At 72.8% G+C, this 16018-nt stretch carries 13 protein-coding genes; 2 read left to right on the forward strand and 11 right to left on the reverse strand.

Annotation, left to right across the window (positions count from 1 at the left end; translation table 11 throughout):
* Nucleotides 1-100 precede the first annotated feature (100 nt).
* The 5 genes from FB462_RS13680 to FB462_RS13700 form a co-directional block, all read right to left on the reverse strand.
* Nucleotides 101-1099, reverse strand: coding sequence for an ABC transporter permease (locus FB462_RS13680; protein WP_058742326.1), 999 nt, complete (start codon nucleotides 1097-1099; stop codon nucleotides 101-103).
* On the reverse strand, nucleotides 1096-2034 hold the full coding sequence (locus FB462_RS13685) for an ABC transporter permease (protein ID WP_141862442.1): 939 nt from the start codon (nucleotides 2032-2034) through the stop codon (nucleotides 1096-1098). Before FB462_RS13685 ends, FB462_RS13680 begins: the two co-directional genes overlap by 4 nt.
* Nucleotides 2031-3713: a dipeptide ABC transporter ATP-binding protein gene (locus FB462_RS13690; protein WP_141862444.1), complete on the reverse strand. Its 1683-nt coding sequence runs from the start codon at nucleotides 3711-3713 to the stop codon at nucleotides 2031-2033. The genes FB462_RS13685 and FB462_RS13690 overlap by 4 nt, the downstream gene beginning before the upstream one ends.
* Nucleotides 3710-5377 carry an ABC transporter substrate-binding protein gene (locus FB462_RS13695; RefSeq protein WP_167510119.1) on the reverse strand — a complete coding sequence of 556 codons (1668 nt, stop codon included), beginning with the start codon at nucleotides 5375-5377 and terminating at the stop codon, nucleotides 3710-3712. Before FB462_RS13695 ends, FB462_RS13690 begins: the two co-directional genes overlap by 4 nt.
* A 308-nt stretch (nucleotides 5378-5685) precedes the next feature.
* Nucleotides 5686-6966, reverse strand: coding sequence for an MFS transporter (locus FB462_RS13700; protein ID WP_114849828.1), 1281 nt, complete (start codon nucleotides 6964-6966; stop codon nucleotides 5686-5688).
* Between the two features lie 55 nt (nucleotides 6967-7021).
* On the opposite strand from FB462_RS13700, the gene FB462_RS13705 reads away from it, so the two are divergent.
* Nucleotides 7022-7978, forward strand: coding sequence for an ArsR/SmtB family transcription factor (locus tag FB462_RS13705; RefSeq protein WP_058743319.1), 957 nt, complete (start codon nucleotides 7022-7024; stop codon nucleotides 7976-7978).
* 10 nt (nucleotides 7979-7988) lie between these two features.
* Here the strand turns inward: FB462_RS13705 and FB462_RS13710 are convergent, their stop codons facing one another.
* Nucleotides 7989-8492, reverse strand: a complete 504-nt coding sequence (locus FB462_RS13710; RefSeq protein ID WP_141863370.1) for a MarR family winged helix-turn-helix transcriptional regulator — start codon at nucleotides 8490-8492, stop codon at nucleotides 7989-7991.
* A 49-nt stretch (nucleotides 8493-8541) separates the two neighbouring features.
* Between FB462_RS13710 and FB462_RS13715 the strand changes: the two genes are divergently transcribed.
* Nucleotides 8542-9429: a DMT family transporter gene (locus FB462_RS13715; RefSeq protein WP_141862448.1), complete on the forward strand. Its 888-nt coding sequence runs from the start codon at nucleotides 8542-8544 to the stop codon at nucleotides 9427-9429.
* Here FB462_RS13715 and FB462_RS13720 read toward each other — a convergent pair.
* The 5 genes from FB462_RS13720 to FB462_RS13740 form a co-directional block, all read right to left on the reverse strand.
* Nucleotides 9426-10286 (reverse strand): cation-transporting ATPase, encoded by an 861-nt coding sequence (locus tag FB462_RS13720; protein WP_141862450.1) that lies wholly within the window; start codon nucleotides 10284-10286, stop codon nucleotides 9426-9428. The two genes, FB462_RS13715 and FB462_RS13720, sit on opposite strands and share 4 nt — an antisense overlap.
* 242 nt (nucleotides 10287-10528) lie before the next feature.
* On the reverse strand, nucleotides 10529-11788 hold the full coding sequence (locus tag FB462_RS13725; protein WP_167510120.1) for a D-arabinono-1,4-lactone oxidase: 1260 nt from the start codon (nucleotides 11786-11788) through the stop codon (nucleotides 10529-10531).
* 10 nt (nucleotides 11789-11798) lie between these two features.
* Nucleotides 11799-13322: an L-arabinose isomerase gene (gene araA, locus FB462_RS13730; RefSeq protein ID WP_114849831.1), complete on the reverse strand. Its 1524-nt coding sequence runs from the start codon at nucleotides 13320-13322 to the stop codon at nucleotides 11799-11801.
* Nucleotides 13319-14029: an L-ribulose-5-phosphate 4-epimerase gene (locus FB462_RS13735; protein WP_058743322.1), complete on the reverse strand. Its 711-nt coding sequence runs from the start codon at nucleotides 14027-14029 to the stop codon at nucleotides 13319-13321. The genes araA and FB462_RS13735 overlap by 4 nt, the downstream gene beginning before the upstream one ends.
* Nucleotides 14026-15813 (reverse strand): xylulokinase, encoded by a 1788-nt coding sequence (locus tag FB462_RS13740; RefSeq protein ID WP_141862454.1) that lies wholly within the window; start codon nucleotides 15811-15813, stop codon nucleotides 14026-14028. The genes FB462_RS13735 and FB462_RS13740 overlap by 4 nt, the downstream gene beginning before the upstream one ends.
* Between the last annotated feature and the right edge of the window lie 205 nt (nucleotides 15814-16018).

A 16018-nucleotide genomic window follows, 5' to 3' on the forward strand; every position in this document is an offset into this window, starting at 1 on the left:
CCGGGGGACGTCCTCAGCACCTGCGCGGCCGGTCCCGTGCGCAGGTGAGGGGAGTCTCAGCGACGCGCCCGGGATCCGCGCCGTGAGCGTGTGAGGGGACTCAGGCCCGGCGTCGGACCCGGGGGTCGACGAACGCGTAGACGACGTCGACGACCAGGTTCGCCGTGACGATCAACAGCGCCGAGAACACCGTGAAGCCGACGACGACCTGCAGGTCGAGCGTGTGCACGGCGTCGATCAGGAGCGCGCCGAGCCCCTGCATCGAGAACACCTTCTCGGTGATGACCGCACCGCCGAGCAACGACCCGAGGTCGAGCCCGAACAGCGTGACCACGGGCAGGATCGCCGTGCGCAGGCCGTGCCGGACGACGACCTGGCGCTCGCGCAGACCCTTCGCACGGGCGGTCCGGACGAAGTCCTGCGACATCGACTCGAGCATCTCGCCCCGGGTCAGCCTGGCGTAGATCGCCGCGCTGATGAACGCGAGCACGCACCACGGCAGCACGAGGTGCGTGACCCACCCGACCGGGTCCTCGGCGAAGGGCACGTACCCGCTCGTCGGCAGCCACCCGAGGGTGAAGCCGAAGAGCAGGATCGCGAGCAGCCCGATGAGGTACGCGGGCGAGGACACCCCGGCGACCGCGACGGTCATCACCGCACGGTCGGCGATCGTCCCGCGGCGGAGCGCTGAGACGGTCCCGCCGGCGACCCCCGCGACGAGCCAGAGCACCGCGGCGCCGATCGCGATCGACGCGGTGACGGGCAGGCGCGACGTGATGAGGTTCGTCACCGAGTCGTGCAGCTGGAACGAGTACCCGAAGCACGGCGCCGCGCACGAGATCGTCGAGGCGCCGGAACCGAACGTGCGGCCCGTGAAGATGCCGCCGAGGTACGCCGCGAACTGCGCGAACCACGGCTTGTCGGTGCCGAGGAACGCCTGCACGTCGGCCAGGCGCTCGGGTGTGCACGGCTTGTCGCAGATCGCCCGCGCGGGGTTCGTCGGCAGCAGCATGAAGAGCGCGTACGTGATCGCCGCGACGACGAGCAGCACGACGACGGCTCCGAGGATGCGGACGGCCAGGAACCGGGCGGCGTTCACCGGGCACCCCCTCGGGGGTCGAGCGCGTCGCGCAGGGCGTCACCGAGCACGTTGAAGGCCAGCGTGATGAGGAACAGTGCGGCTCCGGGGAAGACGAGGTACATCGGGTCGGTCTGCACCCAGCCGATCGCGTCACCGATGCTCCGGCCCCACGAGGGCGTCGGCGGCGTGACCCCGACGGCGAGGAACGACAGCGCGGCCTCGGCACCGATCATCGACGGGATCGAGATCGTGGCGTAGACGGTGACCGTGGCGGCGAGGTTCGGCAGCAGCTGCGTCCGGATGACGTGCCAGCGCCCGGCGCCCATCGCGGTCGACGCCACGACGTAGTTCCGGGTGACGAGCGAGAGCGTCTGCCCCCGGACCACGCGGGCGACGGCGGGCCAGCCGAAGAACCCGATCACGAGCACCACGAGCAGCGGCTTCGGGAACGAGGTGGGCACGACAGCGGTCAGCGCGATCATGAACACGAGCGACGGGAACCCGAAGATGACGTCCACCACGCGGGACAGCACCCGGTCGTACCAACCGCCGAGGAACCCCGTGGTCACGCCGACGAGCACGCCGATCACGATCGACATCGCGGTCGCGGCGAGCCCGATGCCGAGCGACGTCCGCGCGCCGTAGGTGACGATCGCGAAGAGGTCGCGGCCGGTCAGCGGCTCGACACCGAACCAGTGCTCGCCGCTCACCCCGCCGAGGGCACCGCGGGGTGCGCCGAAGTCGTTCAGCGCGTCGACGTGGTACGCGTAGGGGTCCTGGCCGCTGACGAGCGCGATGAGCGGCGCCGCCAGGGCGACGACGACGAACACCACGATGACGACCGCTGCGCCGACGGCCCACCGGTCGTGCCGGACGCGGCGGACGACGGCGCGGAACCCGGTCGAGCGTCCGGCGGCCGCGGAGACCGGGCTGTCGACGACGTTCGCGGTCACGGTGCTGCTCCTTCCCACGCACGCCAGGCCTGCCGGCGCTCGGCCTGCCGCACCGGGTCGGCGACGGGCGCCGCCGCGAGCAGCATGCGCGTGTAGTCCTGCTGCGGGTCGTCGAGGACCCGGTCGGTGGTGCCCCGCTCGACGATCCGGCCCTCGTGCAGCACGACGACGTCGTCCGCGAGCTGCCGGACGACCGCGAGGTCGTGGCTGACGAGCAGCATGCCGAAGCCGAACTCCTGCTGCAGCCGCGCGAGCAGGTCGAGCACGGCCGCCTGCACGGTGACGTCGAGGGCGCTGGTCGGCTCGTCGGCGATCACGAGGGCCGGGCGCAGGGCGAGCGCGCGCGCGACGGCGACGCGCTGCCGCTGCCCGCCCGACAGCTGGTGCGGGAAGCGCTCGGCCCACGTCGGGTCGAGCTGCACGGCCGCGAGCAGTTCGCCCACCCGCGCGGCACGGTCGGCTGCGGAGCCGGCCCCGTGCACGAGGAGCGGCTCGGCGATGCTCCACCCGATGGTCTGCCGCGGGTTGAGCGAGGACGCCGGGTCCTGGAACACGATGCCGACCCGGCTGCGGAGGTCGCGGAGCCGACTCCCCCGCGCGGTGCGCAGGTCGGCGCCCTCGACCGCGACGCTGCCGTGCACGACGGGGACGAGCCCCGCGAGCGCACGACCGATGGTCGACTTCCCGGAGCCGGACTCCCCCACGAGTCCGAGCGTCCGCCCGGCGTGGAGCTCCAGGTCGATCCCGGAGACGGTCGGGTCGCCGCGGCGCGCGTAGCGCACCGCCACGTCGCGCAGCTGCGCGACCACCCCCTCCGGACGGGAGGCACGGGTCGTCTCCGTCCCGCCTGTCGCAGCCGACGGGGCGGACGCGCCACGGGCCTCCCGGCCGGGGTCCGACTCGAGGGCAGGGACCGCGTCGAGGAGCTGCCGCGTGTACGCGGCGGCAGGGTGGGCGAAGACCTCCGCGACCGTGCCCGTCTCGACGGGGTCGCCCCGGCGCATGACGAGCACCTCGTCCGCGACGTCCGCGACCACGCCCATGTCGTGGGTGATGAGCAGGACGGCCAGCGAACGCTCCCGGCCGAGCGTGCGGAGCAGGTCGAGGATGCCCGCCTGCACAGTGACGTCGAGCGCGGTCGTCGGCTCGTCGGCGATGAGCGCGACCGGGTCGCCCGCGAGCGCCATCGCGATCATCGCGCGCTGCAACTGCCCGCCCGAGAGCTCGTGCGGGTACGCCGTCCGGATCCGCCGCGGATCACGGAGCCCGGCGGACCGGAGCAGCTCGTCGACCCGGGCCGAGACGCCCGCGCGGTCGAGGTCGGTCGGGTGCGCTCGGACGGCCTCGGCGATCTGCGTGCCGATCGACAGCACCGGCGTGAACGAGTTCATCGGTTCCTGGAACACGACGCCGATGCCGGCACCGCGGACCGCCCGGAGCCGCTCCGCCGACGCACCGACGAGCTCGTCGCCGCGGAAGCGGACGCTGCCGGTCACCCGTGCCTCGGGCGGGAGCAGCCCGAGCACGCTCATCGCGCTCACGGACTTGCCCGACCCGGACTCGCCGACGAGCGCGAGGACCCGGCCGGGCGTCAGCGTGAAGGAGACGTCACGGACGACGGGCTCCGCGTCGCCGAACGCGACGCGGAGCCCCTCGACCTCGAGCAGCGGTGCACTCACTTGGCGAGCGAGACCTTGAGGTAGTTCGGGTACGCCGGGAAGTCCGCGATGCGGAAGTTCTCGACGTTCGAGCCGGCCAGGAAGGACTGCTTCGCGTAGATCAGCGGGACGACGGGGGCGTCCGCCATGATCTTCTGGTCGGCCTCTGCCCACAGCTTCTGGGCGTCGGACTGGTCGATCGTGCCGGTGGCCTTCGCGATGAGCGCGTCGACCTCGGGGTTCGAGTACTTCGAGACGTTGTAGCCGCCCCCGCCGATCTGCGACGAGTCGTACAGCGGCTGCAGGTTGGCGTTCGCGCTCGGGAAGTCCGGCTGCCAGCTCGACAGGGAGAGGTCGAAGTCGGTGCCGTTCGTGGTCGCCTGCGTGAAGGAGTCGTAGTCGAGCGGCTTCAGCGTCACCTGGATCCCGGCGCGCTTGAGCCCGGCCTGCAGTGCCTGCGCCTGGGCGAGGTACGTCGGGTCGTTCTGCGACACGAGGGTGAGCTTCAGGTCCTCGGCGCCGGCCTCCTTGAGGAGCTCCTTCGCCTTGTCGACGTCACCCGTGGCGCTCGTCTTGTACAGGTCGTAGTCCTTGCGGCCCGCGATGCCCGGCGTGATGAGCGTCGAGGCGTACTCACCCGCGAGCGCGCCACCCGCGGCGATCCGGAACGACTTGCGGTCCGCCGCGTACTGCAGCGCCTGGCGCACCTTGAGGTCCTGGAGCTTGCCGCGCTGCGTGTTGATCGCCATGTAGGTGATCGGGCCGGCCTTGCTCGTCGCGAGGCGGTCCTGGGCGGACGGGTTCGCGCGGACCTGGTTGAGCTCGGCGGCGCCGAGGTAGATCGCGCCGAACGAGTCCTTCGCGTCGCCGTTGTCGGCGATCAGGCTCTGCGTGGTGGTCGAGGCGTCCTGCGACTCCTTGAACACGATCTTCGACGGCCCCGCGGTGCGGATGCTGTCGGTCTTCGCGCTCCACTCCTTGTTGCGGACGAGCGTGACCTGCGAGCCCTGCGTGTTCGACTCGATCTGGTACGGGCCGGACGACACGGGCTTCGCGTCGTAGGCGCCGGTGTCCTTGCCGTCGCCCTCGGGGACCGGGGCGAACGCCGGCATCGACGCGAGCCACGGCCAGTCGCCGTACGCGCTGTCGAGCTTGAAGACGATGGTCTTGTCGTCCGGGGTCTCGATGCTGTCGAGGGTCTTGCCCTCGAACGGACCCTGGTACTGGCTGCCGCCGACCAGGAGCGACTTGTGGTAGCTCAGGCCACCGGTCAGGTTCGGCGCGAACGAGCGCTCGATCCCCCACTTGATGTCCTTGGTGGTGATCGGGGTGCCGTCCTGGAACTTCAGGCCGTCCTTGAGCGTGTACGTCCAGGTCTTGCCGCCGTCGCTCGACTCACCGGTCGTGGTGGCGAGGTCCGGGACGACCTTCGCGGTCTTGCCCGGCTCGACGTCCCACGTGGTGAGGCGGCGTGCGACGAGGCCCATCGACGTGATGCCGAGGCTCTGGCTCGTGGCCGGGTCGAAGTGCAGCGCGGTCTGCGGCGTGAGGATGTTCAGCGTGCCGCCCTTGGTGGTGCCGGACGATGCGTCGTCCGATGCCCCGCCACCCGAGCAGCCGGTCAGCACGAGGGCTGCGGCGGCGGCGACGGCCGCGGTGATGGTCAAGCGCTTGGGGCGGTGCATGGCGTCCTGCTCCTCGTCGGGGGGTGGGGGTGTCGCTGCGCCCGGGCGGTGGGCCGGCGGGCGGTCCATCCTGGCACCGGGCCGGGGCGGGGTCCGAACCCTCGCGGGGTCCGGATGACACGCAACGCAACATTGCATGGCGCAACACGACAACGCGTGTGACCCGAGCGTATTCCCGGGTGGTCCGGCGCGCGCGGCGGGTGGTCGCGCCGGCTCGGTTGCGTCCGTCGCGCCGGCACGGTCCGCCGCGTTGTGCGGTTGCGTCCGTCGCGTTGCGCTGCACGGCCTGGAGGCTCGGCGCGACGCCGTCAGGCCGGTGCGGTCGTGCGCGCCACCCGCCCGGCGATCGCGGCCACACCGAGCGCCGCCGCCAGGAACACCACCGCGAGGATCGCCCAGCCCGGCGTCCCGAGGTCGATCGCGGTCAGCGTCACCACGGCCGGTGCGACCATCGCAGCGACGGCGTAGCCGGTCCCGTACACGCCCTGGTACGCCCCGATGCGGTCGGCGGGTGCGAGCTCGAAGGACAGCGCCCAGCCCGCCGCGCTCGACGTGATCTCGGCGAGCGAGTGCGCGACCGCGGCCGCGACGAGCACGGCCGTGGCGGTCGCCGCGGGCACCCAGTCGTCCCCGCGGACCCACCCCGCGGCCGCCCAGAGCCCGCACGCCAGCGCCATCACCCAGCCCGCGTGCCGCATCACCCGCGCGGCACCGGCGACGGTGTCGGTCCCCCGGCTCATCCGGACCTGGAGCAGGACCACGCACACGGTGTTCACGAGCAGGAGCGGCGAGACAAGGACGTCCGGCGCGACGGTGTGCTGCACGACCCACAGCGGCACGGCGACCTCGAACAGGCCGAACTGCATGCCGAAGACCCCGGTCAGCGCCGCGACCGCGAGGAACCGGACGTCCCGGTACGGACTGCGACCCGCGGGCTCCCGACGGACGATCGTGCCGGTGTCCGTCCGGTCGGCCGGGGTCGGGTCGACCCGCGCCGACGACAGCCCCGTGACGAGGAACGCCGAGGACACGAAGAGCAGCCCGGACACGACCATCGTCACGCGGTACGCCTCGCCCGTGCCGATCGCGAGCGGGATCGCGGCGAGCGCCGTCCCCACGCCGATCCCGACGTTCGTCACGGTGCGCATCGTCGCCCGGACCCGGACGCGCTCCGACCCCGGGAAGGCCCGACCGATCGCGGCGCTCCGGACCGAGCCGCCGCCCTGCTGCGCGAGCGTGACCATCGACGCGGTGACGATGAGCGTCGCGACGTCGTGGACGAGCACGTAGGCGACGAGGGCGCTCCCCTGGACGACGTGCAGCCAGATGAGCATCCGGCGGGCACTGAACCGGTCGGCGAGGTGTCCGAACGCCAGGGACGATGCCACCCCGACCGCGCCGGCGACCGTCAGTCCGAGGCCGACCGCCACGGCGGGGATGCCGACGATCGTGATCAGGTAGAGCGACGTCAGCGTGAAGAACGCGCCGCGGCCGAGGGTGTCGACGAGCGTGACCGTGAGCAGGCGTCGGAGCGTGGTGTCCCGACGGACGAGGGTGCGGATCGGGACCTGCTGCTCGGTGGTGCTCACCCCTCAGTTCTGGCAGGGCCGACGTCCTGCACGAACGGATGTAGGTTCGGGCTTCATGATCCGGTACCGACTCGAGCCGTCGGACGTGTCCGCCGTGCGGTTCGGCATCTCGCCGCTGTCCGAGCTCGGCCTGGGGCTGCGCGCCTTCCGTGCACCCGAGCGCTATCCGCTGCAGCGGCCGTGGACCGACCGGATCGCCGGGGTGCTGCCGCTGCTCGACCGCGAGGTCCTGTCCGGACTCGTCGATGAGCGACGCTGGGTGGCCGACTTCGTGAACCCGCGGCCGGACTCGCCGCTGACGTCGTTCGACGACGAGCTCCGCGCGCTCGGGCGGATCCGGCCGGAGCGGCTCCGGAGTGACCTCGAGCGGGTGCACGGCACGGTCCCCGCGGTGTTCGCCGGGCGGCACGACCGCGTGGTCGAGCGACTGCAGCAGGCGCTCGCGACGACGTGGGAGCTGTGCTTCGCGCCGTACTGGCCGCGGATGCGACGGGTGCTGCAGGCCGACGTCGCCCACCGGGGGCGGGTCGCGGCGCACGAGGGCGTCGGCGCGGTGCTCGCCGGACTGTCCGAGAGCGTGCGGTTCGACGGCCGGCACGTCGACGTCCGCCTGAGCAGCCCGATCGCACGGGACCGGCCGGTGCAGGGCGAGGGGCTCACCCTCGTGCCGTCGGTGTTCGTCGTCCGGGCGTCGACCCCGATCGACGACGACCTGCCGCCGACGGTGATGTACCCGGCACGGGGGCAGGGCGCGATGTGGTCGACCGCGTCGCACCCCGATGCCGGCGCCGTGCGGGACCTGCTCGGGCGGACGCGGGCGGCGCTCCTCGAGGCACTCGGTGAGCCGGCGTCGTCGACGGACCTGGCGATGCGGTTCGGGGTGTCGACGTCGGCGGTGAACCAGCACCTGCGCGTGATGGAGCGGGGCGGACTGCTCAACCGCACCCGGTACGGACGGGCCGTCCTGTACTACCGCAGCACTGTGGGCGACGCGCTCGTCCGGAGGGAGTGAGCGCCGAGGATCACCCCTCCGGATCGAGCTCCGCGAGCCAGGAGCGCAGGACGCCCTCGAGCAGCCGTCGATCCGGCGCCGGTACCAGGTTGAGCAACCGACGCTCGTTCGCCATGTGCGCCGCGAAGGCAGCGTCGATCAACCGGAGCCCGTCGCGTGTGAGCCGGACCGCGCGACCGCGTCCGTCAGCATCACTCACGCGCCTCGACACGAGACCCGCACGTTCGAGGCGGTCGAGCCGCTTCGTCATCCCGCCACTCGTCACCATCGTGGAGGCAGCGAGGTCGCCGGCGCTGCGCTCGTACGGCATGCCCGCACGACGGAGCGCAGCGAGCACGTCGAACTCGCCCTCGCTCAGGCCGTGGTCGTTGTACACCTCGGCGATCTCCTCGCTGAGGCGGGCCGCCAATCGGTGAAGGCGGCCGATGACGCCCTGCGGGCCCACGTCGACGTCCGGACGTTCGCGCCGCCACTCCTCCTGGATCCGCTCGACCCGGTCCTGACGCAGGTTCATTCCATCCACGACAGACACGATACCTTCCGGGCAAGCTATATTGTCTTCCATGGAAGACAACAGGCGCTGGCTCCTGGTGGCCGCGGTGGCACCGATCCTCTGGGGCAGCACGTACTTCGTCACGAGGACGTTCCTCCCGCCGGGTGCTCTCTGGGGCGGGACGCTGCGGGCGCTGCCGGCAGGCCTCCTCCTGCTCGTCCTCGTCCGGCGGGTCCCGCGTGGCTCCTGGTGGTGGAAGGCCGTCGTGCTCGGGGTGCTGAACGTCGGCGGGTTCTTCGCGCTCGTCTACCAGGCCGCACAGTTGCTCCCCTCGAGCATCGCGTCCACCGTCATGGCGACCGCACCGATCGCCCTCGCACTCCTCGCCTGGGTCCTGCTCGGTGAGCGCCCGTCCGGGTGGCGCCTCGCTGGGGCATCGGTCGGGGTCGGCGGCGTCGCGTTGCTCCTCCTCGGTGGACCCGGCCGCGTCGACGGCACCGGAGTCGTCGTGTCGGTCGCGGCGATGGCGTCGTCGTCGCTGGGCTTCGTCCTCGGCAAGAAGTGGAACACCGAGGTCGGCGTCCTCCCGTCCACGGCGTGGCAACTCCTCGTCGGGGGCGTCCTGTTGCTGCCGGTCGCGTTCCTCGTCGAGGGGCCGCCGCCCCGGCTCGATCCTGTGGCGCTCACGGCGACCGTGTGGCTCACGGTCGTCGCGACCGCCCTCGCGTACGTCGCCTGGTTCGCGGCGCTCGACCACCTCCGCGGTGACGTGATCGGACTGGTGGGGTTGCTCAACCCGGTCGCCGGCGTGCTGCTCGGCGTCCTCGTGGGCGCGGAAGCGATCGGGAGCCGTCAGGTGATCGGTCTCACGCTGGTCCTGATCGGCATCGCCGGACCGCTCCTGATCGGCAGGCGCCGCACGACTGCGACAGGCCGAAGCGCCCGCCCGCACCCCTAGCGGTCGAACAACCCGCCGAGGAAGTCGCCACCGAGGTTCGACGCCTGCTCGCCGAGCCCGCTGGCCTGCTCGCCCAGACCGCTCGCCTGCTCGCCGAGCCCCGACACCTGCTCCCCGAGACCCCCGGCGTGCTCGCCGAGCCCGCCGAGGAACTCCTCGCCACCCGCGGCGATCCCTTCGAAGTCCACCCCGAGGTCCGCGGCTCCCGCGAGCACCGGCCCCGCTGCGGCACTCAGCACCGCGCCACCGGCGACCGCGACCGCCAGGCCCCCGACCGCCATCGCGCCGGCACCGACCGCGGCGCCGCCCGCGAACGACCCACCGAGGCCGCCGAGCGCCCGCTTGAGCATGCCAGGTCGGGAGACCTCGGCCCGGGTCGCCGCGCGGGCCATCCCGCCGGCGGAGTCGTCGCGCAGGTGCTCGTGTGGCGGGAGCTCGGAGTTCAGTCGGTCCCGGACCTGCTGGCGCTGCTCGGGCGTGAGGCGCGCGAAGGCGTCGTGGTGGACCTGCTCGAGGCGCTCCGGCGGTGCTGTGCGGAGCAGGTAGTCGTACTTCGCGAGCGCGACGGCGTCCGGGTCGGCCTGCCCGCGACGCTGCGGCTGCCCGTCCTGCTGCGCTTGCCCGTCCTGCTGCGGCTGACCGTGCTGCTGGGGCGCCGTCGTCTGCGGAGCCTGCTGCGGTCGCTGCCGGTCGTCGCCCGTCAGCTTGTCCGCCGCGGTGCGGACGATGTCCCGCCAGTCGGTCCCGCCCGACGACTGCGGGTTCGCGGCGTCCGGGCTCCCCTGCCCGCGCTGCTTCTGCATCTGCTTGTCGATGACCTTCGAGGCCATGCCGAGGATCCGGTTGAGGTTCGCCATGACCCAACCTTTGTGATCACACATGTGAGCACTCAGCGATGCGCCCGTGCGGCACCCGACCAACGCCTGCGCATCTGCTGGGCCGCTCGCACGACGGCCTCGGGCTCCCGTCGTTCCGGCCCATCGCAGCCGACATGAGAGGCCGGATCGCGCATCGGCAGTCGGAACGGACGACGCACCATGCGCAGATCGACCTCCCACGCGCGGTTCGGCCTCCCACGCGCGGATCGGCTCCCCGCGCGTCAGGGCAGCAGCCGCGCCAAGTACGCGTTGCGGAACCGTCCGGTCGGGTCGAGGTCCCGCGCGAGCGCCGCGAAGTCGTCGAGCCGCGGGTACGCCTCGTGCAGTCGCTCGACACCCGCCGCGAACACCTTGCCCCAGTGCGGCCGCGGGTCGAAGGGCGCGAGGACGTCCTCGATCCGCGCGACGGCCGCTGCTACGGCCTCGGCGTCCCGCCGGAACGTGAAGTGCAGGCCGACCGACTGGCGTCCGGACGACGGCGCGAGCCATGCGGTGTCGGCGGCGATCGTCCGGACCTCGGCCGCGATGAGCAGCGGCGCGAACACGGGATCGAGCGGACGCAGGGCCTCGAGGGCGGCGACCGCGTGCGACGCGGGGATCAGGTACTCGGCCTGGATCTCGGCGCCGGTGGACGGCGTGAACGTCGACCGGAAGTGCGGCAGCCGCTCGGACCAGGGTCCCGGGACGCCGCCCTGCTCGGTGACGCCCGCGGTGTCGTTCTCGCCCGGGTGCACGGGGCCGTCGGCCGGCCGGGCGCCGAGCGCGACGAGGTCGACCGTCGGGGCCGGCTCGTCGGTCCGGCGCTTCGTCCAGACCTGGCGGGCACCGCGGTCGTCGAACGAGGTGAACAGCGACACCGAGTACGCGTCCGACACCACCGCGTCGAAGTGCTCGAGCACGGCGTCCCACGGCAGGTCGAGGTGCACCGTCGTGGCGACCTGGAACGTCGGCTCGATCGCGAGCTCGACCGCCGTCACGACCCCGAGCGCGCCGAGCGCCACCCGATGGGCGTCGAGGGCGTCGTCCGGCGTCGACGCGTCCACCCACGCGACGTCGCCGGAGGCGCGCACGACCTCCAGGCCGACCACCGCATGCGCGAGGGACGGGTTGCGCACGCCGGAACCGTGCGTGCCGGTGGCGACCGCCCCGGCCACGGAGATGTGCGGCAGGGAGGCGAGGTTCGCGAGGGCCCAGCCACGAGCCTCCAGGCCGGCCGCGACCGCGGCGTGCGTCATGCCTGCGGCGACCCGGACGACCCGGCGGTCGGCGTCGACGTCGAGCACGGGCGGCAGCCCGGCGACCGTCACCTGCACGCCGTCGGTGTCGGCGATCCGGTTGAAGGAGTGTGTCGAACCGAGCGCCGTCAGGCGCGGCGTGGCCGCGACGACGCGGCGGACCTCGTCGACGGAGGTCGGCGAGAGCAGGTCGGACGCACCGTAGGTGACGTTCCCGGCCCAGTTCGTGCGCGTCGTCGCAGCCACGGTCACGGTCCTAGAACCCCCGGTCGAGACGGTGCCACGCCTGCTGCAGCCGGAGCTCGTCGCGGAAGCCGCGGGCCGTGGTGTGCTCGTCGATGACCAGGAACTCGGTGCCGACCATCGTCGCGAGGTCCTCGACGACCTGCAGGCCGACGGCCGTCGTCATGACGGTGTGGTGCGCGGCGCCGGCGGTGAGCCAGGCCTCCGCGGCGACCGGGAACGACGGGCGCGGCTCCCACACGGCACGGCCCACGGGGAGCTTCGGCAGCGCCTCGGTCGGCGGCACCACGTCGACGACGTTCGCGGTGAGGCGGAAGCCGTCGCGGGTGTCGGAGAGCGCGACGACGACGGCCTCACCCGCGTCGGCGGTGAAGACCAGGCGGACCGGGTCGTCCTTGCCGCCGATGCCGAGCGGGTGGATCTCGAGTGTCGGCTTCGAGGTGGTGAGGGTCGGCGAGACCTCGAGCATGTGCGCGCCGAGGATCTTCTCCGCCCCCGGGGTGAGGTCGTACGTGTAGTCCTCCATCAGCGAGGCGCCACCGGGCAGCCCCGCACCGGCGACGTTCATCGCACGGACCAGGACGGCCGTCTTCCAGTCGCCCTCGGCGCCGAAGCCGTACCCGTCGGCCATCAGGCGCTGGACGGCCAGGCCGGGCAGCTGCTTGAGCGTCCCGAGGTCCTCGAAGTTCGTGGTGAACGCCGCGGAGCCGTTCTGCTCGAGCAGGGCACGGAGGCCGAGCTCGATCGCGGCACCGTCGCGGAGCGCGTCGTGGCGGTCGCCGCCGTTCCGCAGCTCCGGGACCACGTCGTAGTCACGCTCGTACGTCGCGACGAGTGCGTCGACCGCCGCGGTGTCGGCCTCCGCTTCCGCGACGGCCGCCGCGAGCTCGTTGACGGCCCAGGTGTTCACCTGCACGCCGAGCTCGATCTCGGCCTCGGTCTTGTCGCCCTCGGTCACGGCGACGTAGCGCATGTTGTCGCCGAAGCGGGTCAGCTTGAGCTCCCGCACCGCGGCGGCGCCGGCTGCCGCGCGCGTCCAGTTCGCGACCCGGTGCTGCACCCGTTCGTCGGACACGTGTCCGACCGCGGTCGCGTGCCGGACACCGAGGCGCGCCAGGGCGTACCCGAACTCGCGGTCGCCGTGCGCGGCCTGGTTGAGGTTCATGAAGTCGAAGTCGATGTCGCCCCACGGCAGGGCGACGTTCGCCTGCGTGTGCAGGTGCAGCAGCGGCTTCGTCAGTGCCTGCAGGCCGCCGATCCACATCTTCGCCGGGCTGAACGTGTGCATCCACGTCGTGACGCCGATGACCTTGTCGTCCGCGCTCGCCTCGATGAGGGCGCGGCGGATGCCGTCGGCGTCCTTGAGGACGGGCTTCCAGACGAGCTTGACCGGGAGCGCGCTCTCGAGCTGCGCGTGCACGGCGCGGCTCTGCTCCTCGACCTGGCGGAGGGTCTCCTCGCCGTACAGGCCCTGCGACCCGGTGAGGAACCAGACCTCGTAGCTGTCGAGGGTGGCCTGGGGGTTCACCTGCGTCATCGCATGGCTCCTTCGGGGTTCTGTCCGTAGACGTTCTGGTAGCGATCGAAGAGTCGATCGACGTTCTCCTGGGCGATGGGGACGAGCTCCCCGCCCTGCTTCGCGATGTGCACGGTGCGGGCGACGTCCTCGCACATCACCGCGGCCTTGACGGCGTCCTTCGCGTCCTTGCCGATCGTGAACACGCCGTGGTTCTGCATGAGCACCGCGCGGCTCCGGTGACCCGCGAGGGTGTCGACGATGCCGCGGCCGATCGAGTCGTCGCCGATGATCGCGAACGGGCCGACCGGGATCGGGCCGCCGAACTCGTCCGCCATCGCCGTGATGACGCACGGGATCTCCTCGGCGCGGGCCGCCCACGCCGTCGCGTAGGTCGAGTGGGTGTGCACGACCCCGCCGACCTCGGGCATGTTCCGGTAGACGAAGGCGTGCGCGGCGGTGTCGGAGGACGGGCCGTGGGCGTTGCCCCAGCCCTCGGCCGGGACGCCGTCGAGCGTGCAGACGACCTGGTTCTCGGGGGTCAGGTCGTCGCTCGACACCCCGCTCGGCTTGATCACGAACAGGTCCGTGCCGGGGACGCGCTCGGACACGTTGCCGCCGGTCCAGATGACGAGGCCGTAGCGGACGAGCTCGCCGTGCAGTGTCGCGACGCGCTTGCGCGCGCGGGCGACGGCCGCCTCGGTCTCGTCGGTGGTCAGGTCCGTCATGCGGTCGGCTCCTTCTCGGTGTGCTGGGTGGGCGCTGCGTCGGCCGTGCCGGCGTCGGCCGCGGCGGCGTCGATGTCGGCCACGTCGGCGTCGGCCGTCCCGTCGCCGGCGTCGGCCTGGAGGCGCGGATCGCCCCCGTCGGTCGGCTCGCCCTGGTCGGTGGTCGGGCTGGTGCGGGTCGCCGCTGCCGCCACGTCCTGCACCGGCAGCGCCGCGCGGTACCGGGCGAGGTAGTCCTGGAAGCCCTGGACGTCCCGCTCCTCGGGATCGGCGACGTGCACCGAGTCACCCCCGAAGACCGTCTCGGCCAGGAAGTCCGCGAGCGACCGGTCGGTGTGCTCCAGGTAGGCCGCGAGGACCGCGATGCCCCAGGCGCCGCCCTCCCCCGCGGTCTCCTCGAGCGCGACCGGCACGCGGAGCGCCGCGGCAAGCAGGCGTTGCGGCGCACCCGGCGTCCGGAAGAGCCCGCCGTGCGCGGTCATCCGGTCGACGGCGACGTGCTCGCCGTGCAGGACGTCCATGCCGATCGCGAGCGTGGCGAAGGCGCCGTGCACCTCGGAGCGGACCAGGTTGCCGAGCGTGAAGCGGGCGCCCGGCGTGCGGAGGAGCAGCGGTCTGCCGTCCTCGACGCCCGTGACCGGCTCGCCGGCCAGGTAGTTGAAGGACAGGAGCCCACCCGCGTCGGGGTCGGCGTCGACCGCCTCGGCGAGGAGCGTCGCGTACACGTCGTCGACGGGCAGCGGCGAACCCGAGGCCTCGGCGAACCGCCCGAACACCCGGGCCCACGCGGCGATCTCGCTCGCACCGTTGTTGCAGTGCACCATCGCGACGGCGTCGCCGGCCGGGGTCGTGACGACGTCGAGCTCCTCGTGCGGGGTGCCCAGCGGGCGCTCGAGCACGACCATCGCGAAGATGCTCGTGCCGACGCTGACGTTGCCGGTGCGAGGTGCGACGGCGTTCGTCGCGACCATGCCCGTGCCCGCGTCGCCCTCCGGCGGGCAGAACGCCACGCCCGGCTGCAGCGTGCCCGTCGGGTCGAGCCACGCGGCGCCCTCGGGGGTGAGCGCACCGGCGTCCTCGCCCGCGACGAGCACCTCGGGCAGGAGGGCGCGGAGGTCCGGCACCCGTCCGCCGAGCAGCTCCTGCGTCGTGGCGAGCATGGCGGCGTCGTAGTCGCGGCGGCCGGGCTCACCCGGTGCGCTGTCGACGGGGCCGGAGTCGATCGGGAACAGCCCGCTCGCGTCGCCGACGCCCAGGACGTCCCGGCCGGTGAGCACCCGGTGGACGTATCCGGCGAGGGTGGTGATCCCGGCGACGTGCGCCACGTGCGGTTCGTCGTCGAGGACGGCCTGCGCGAGGTGTGCGATCGACCAGCGCTGCGGGACGTTGAAGTCCAGCGCGGCGCTGAGCTGTTCGGCGGCCGGCCCGGTCGAGGTGTTGCGCCACGTGCGGAACGGGACGAGCAGCTCGCCGTCCGCGTCGAACGGCAGGTAGCCGTGCATCATCGCAGAGACCCCGGCGGCGCGGAACGTCGTCGGGCGGACCCCGACCTGCCGCTCGACGTCGGCGACCAGGTCGGCGTACGCGGCGCGGACCCCGGTCTCGACGGACTCGAGGGAGTACGTCCAGCGTCCGTCGACGTACTCGTTCTCCCACTCGTGGGACCCGCTCGCGATCGGGCGGAGGTCCTCGTCGACGAGCACCGCCTTGATGCGGGTCGAGCCCAGCTCGATGCCGAGTGTCGTCCGGCCCTGTTCGACCTGCTGTCGGCGGTCGTCGCGCATCTGTCCCTCCGAGACCTCGTCGTCCTGCGTGAGCGCTCACATCATGGCAGGTGAGCGCTCACACCCGCAACGCGACGGCGCGCCGGGCACGCTCGGTGCGGCACTCCACGCGCTGAGCGACACATCACGGGCGGCCACGCGCGTGAGGTGTCGCCCAGCCCGTGAGCTCCCGCGCGCACGGCCGCGCAGGTGGCAGGCCATGCCC

It is taken from the genome of Curtobacterium citreum, assembly GCF_006715175.1.
Lineage (GTDB): Bacteria > Actinomycetota > Actinomycetes > Actinomycetales > Microbacteriaceae > Curtobacterium > Curtobacterium citreum.

What these genes read in the sequence shown, in the direction of transcription:
- FB462_RS13695 (WP_167510119.1), bottom strand. Translation starts at nt 5,377, where the DNA reads ATGCACCGCCCCAAGCGCTTGACCATCACCGCGGCCGTCGCCGCCGCC.
- FB462_RS13705 (WP_058743319.1), top strand. Translation starts at nt 7,022, where the DNA reads ATGATCCGGTACCGACTCGAGCCGTCGGACGTGTCCGCCGTGCGGTTC.
- FB462_RS13710 (WP_141863370.1), bottom strand. Translation starts at nt 8,492, where the DNA reads ATGAACCTGCGTCAGGACCGGGTCGAGCGGATCCAGGAGGAGTGGCGG.
- FB462_RS13715 (WP_141862448.1), top strand. Translation starts at nt 8,542, where the DNA reads ATGGAAGACAACAGGCGCTGGCTCCTGGTGGCCGCGGTGGCACCGATC.
- FB462_RS13720 (WP_141862450.1), bottom strand. Translation starts at nt 10,286, where the DNA reads ATGGCGAACCTCAACCGGATCCTCGGCATGGCCTCGAAGGTCATCGAC.
- araA (WP_114849831.1), bottom strand. Translation starts at nt 13,322, where the DNA reads ATGACGCAGGTGAACCCCCAGGCCACCCTCGACAGCTACGAGGTCTGG.
- FB462_RS13735 (WP_058743322.1), bottom strand. Translation starts at nt 14,029, where the DNA reads ATGACGGACCTGACCACCGACGAGACCGAGGCGGCCGTCGCCCGCGCG.
- FB462_RS13740 (WP_141862454.1), bottom strand. Translation starts at nt 15,813, where the DNA reads ATGCGCGACGACCGCCGACAGCAGGTCGAACAGGGCCGGACGACACTC.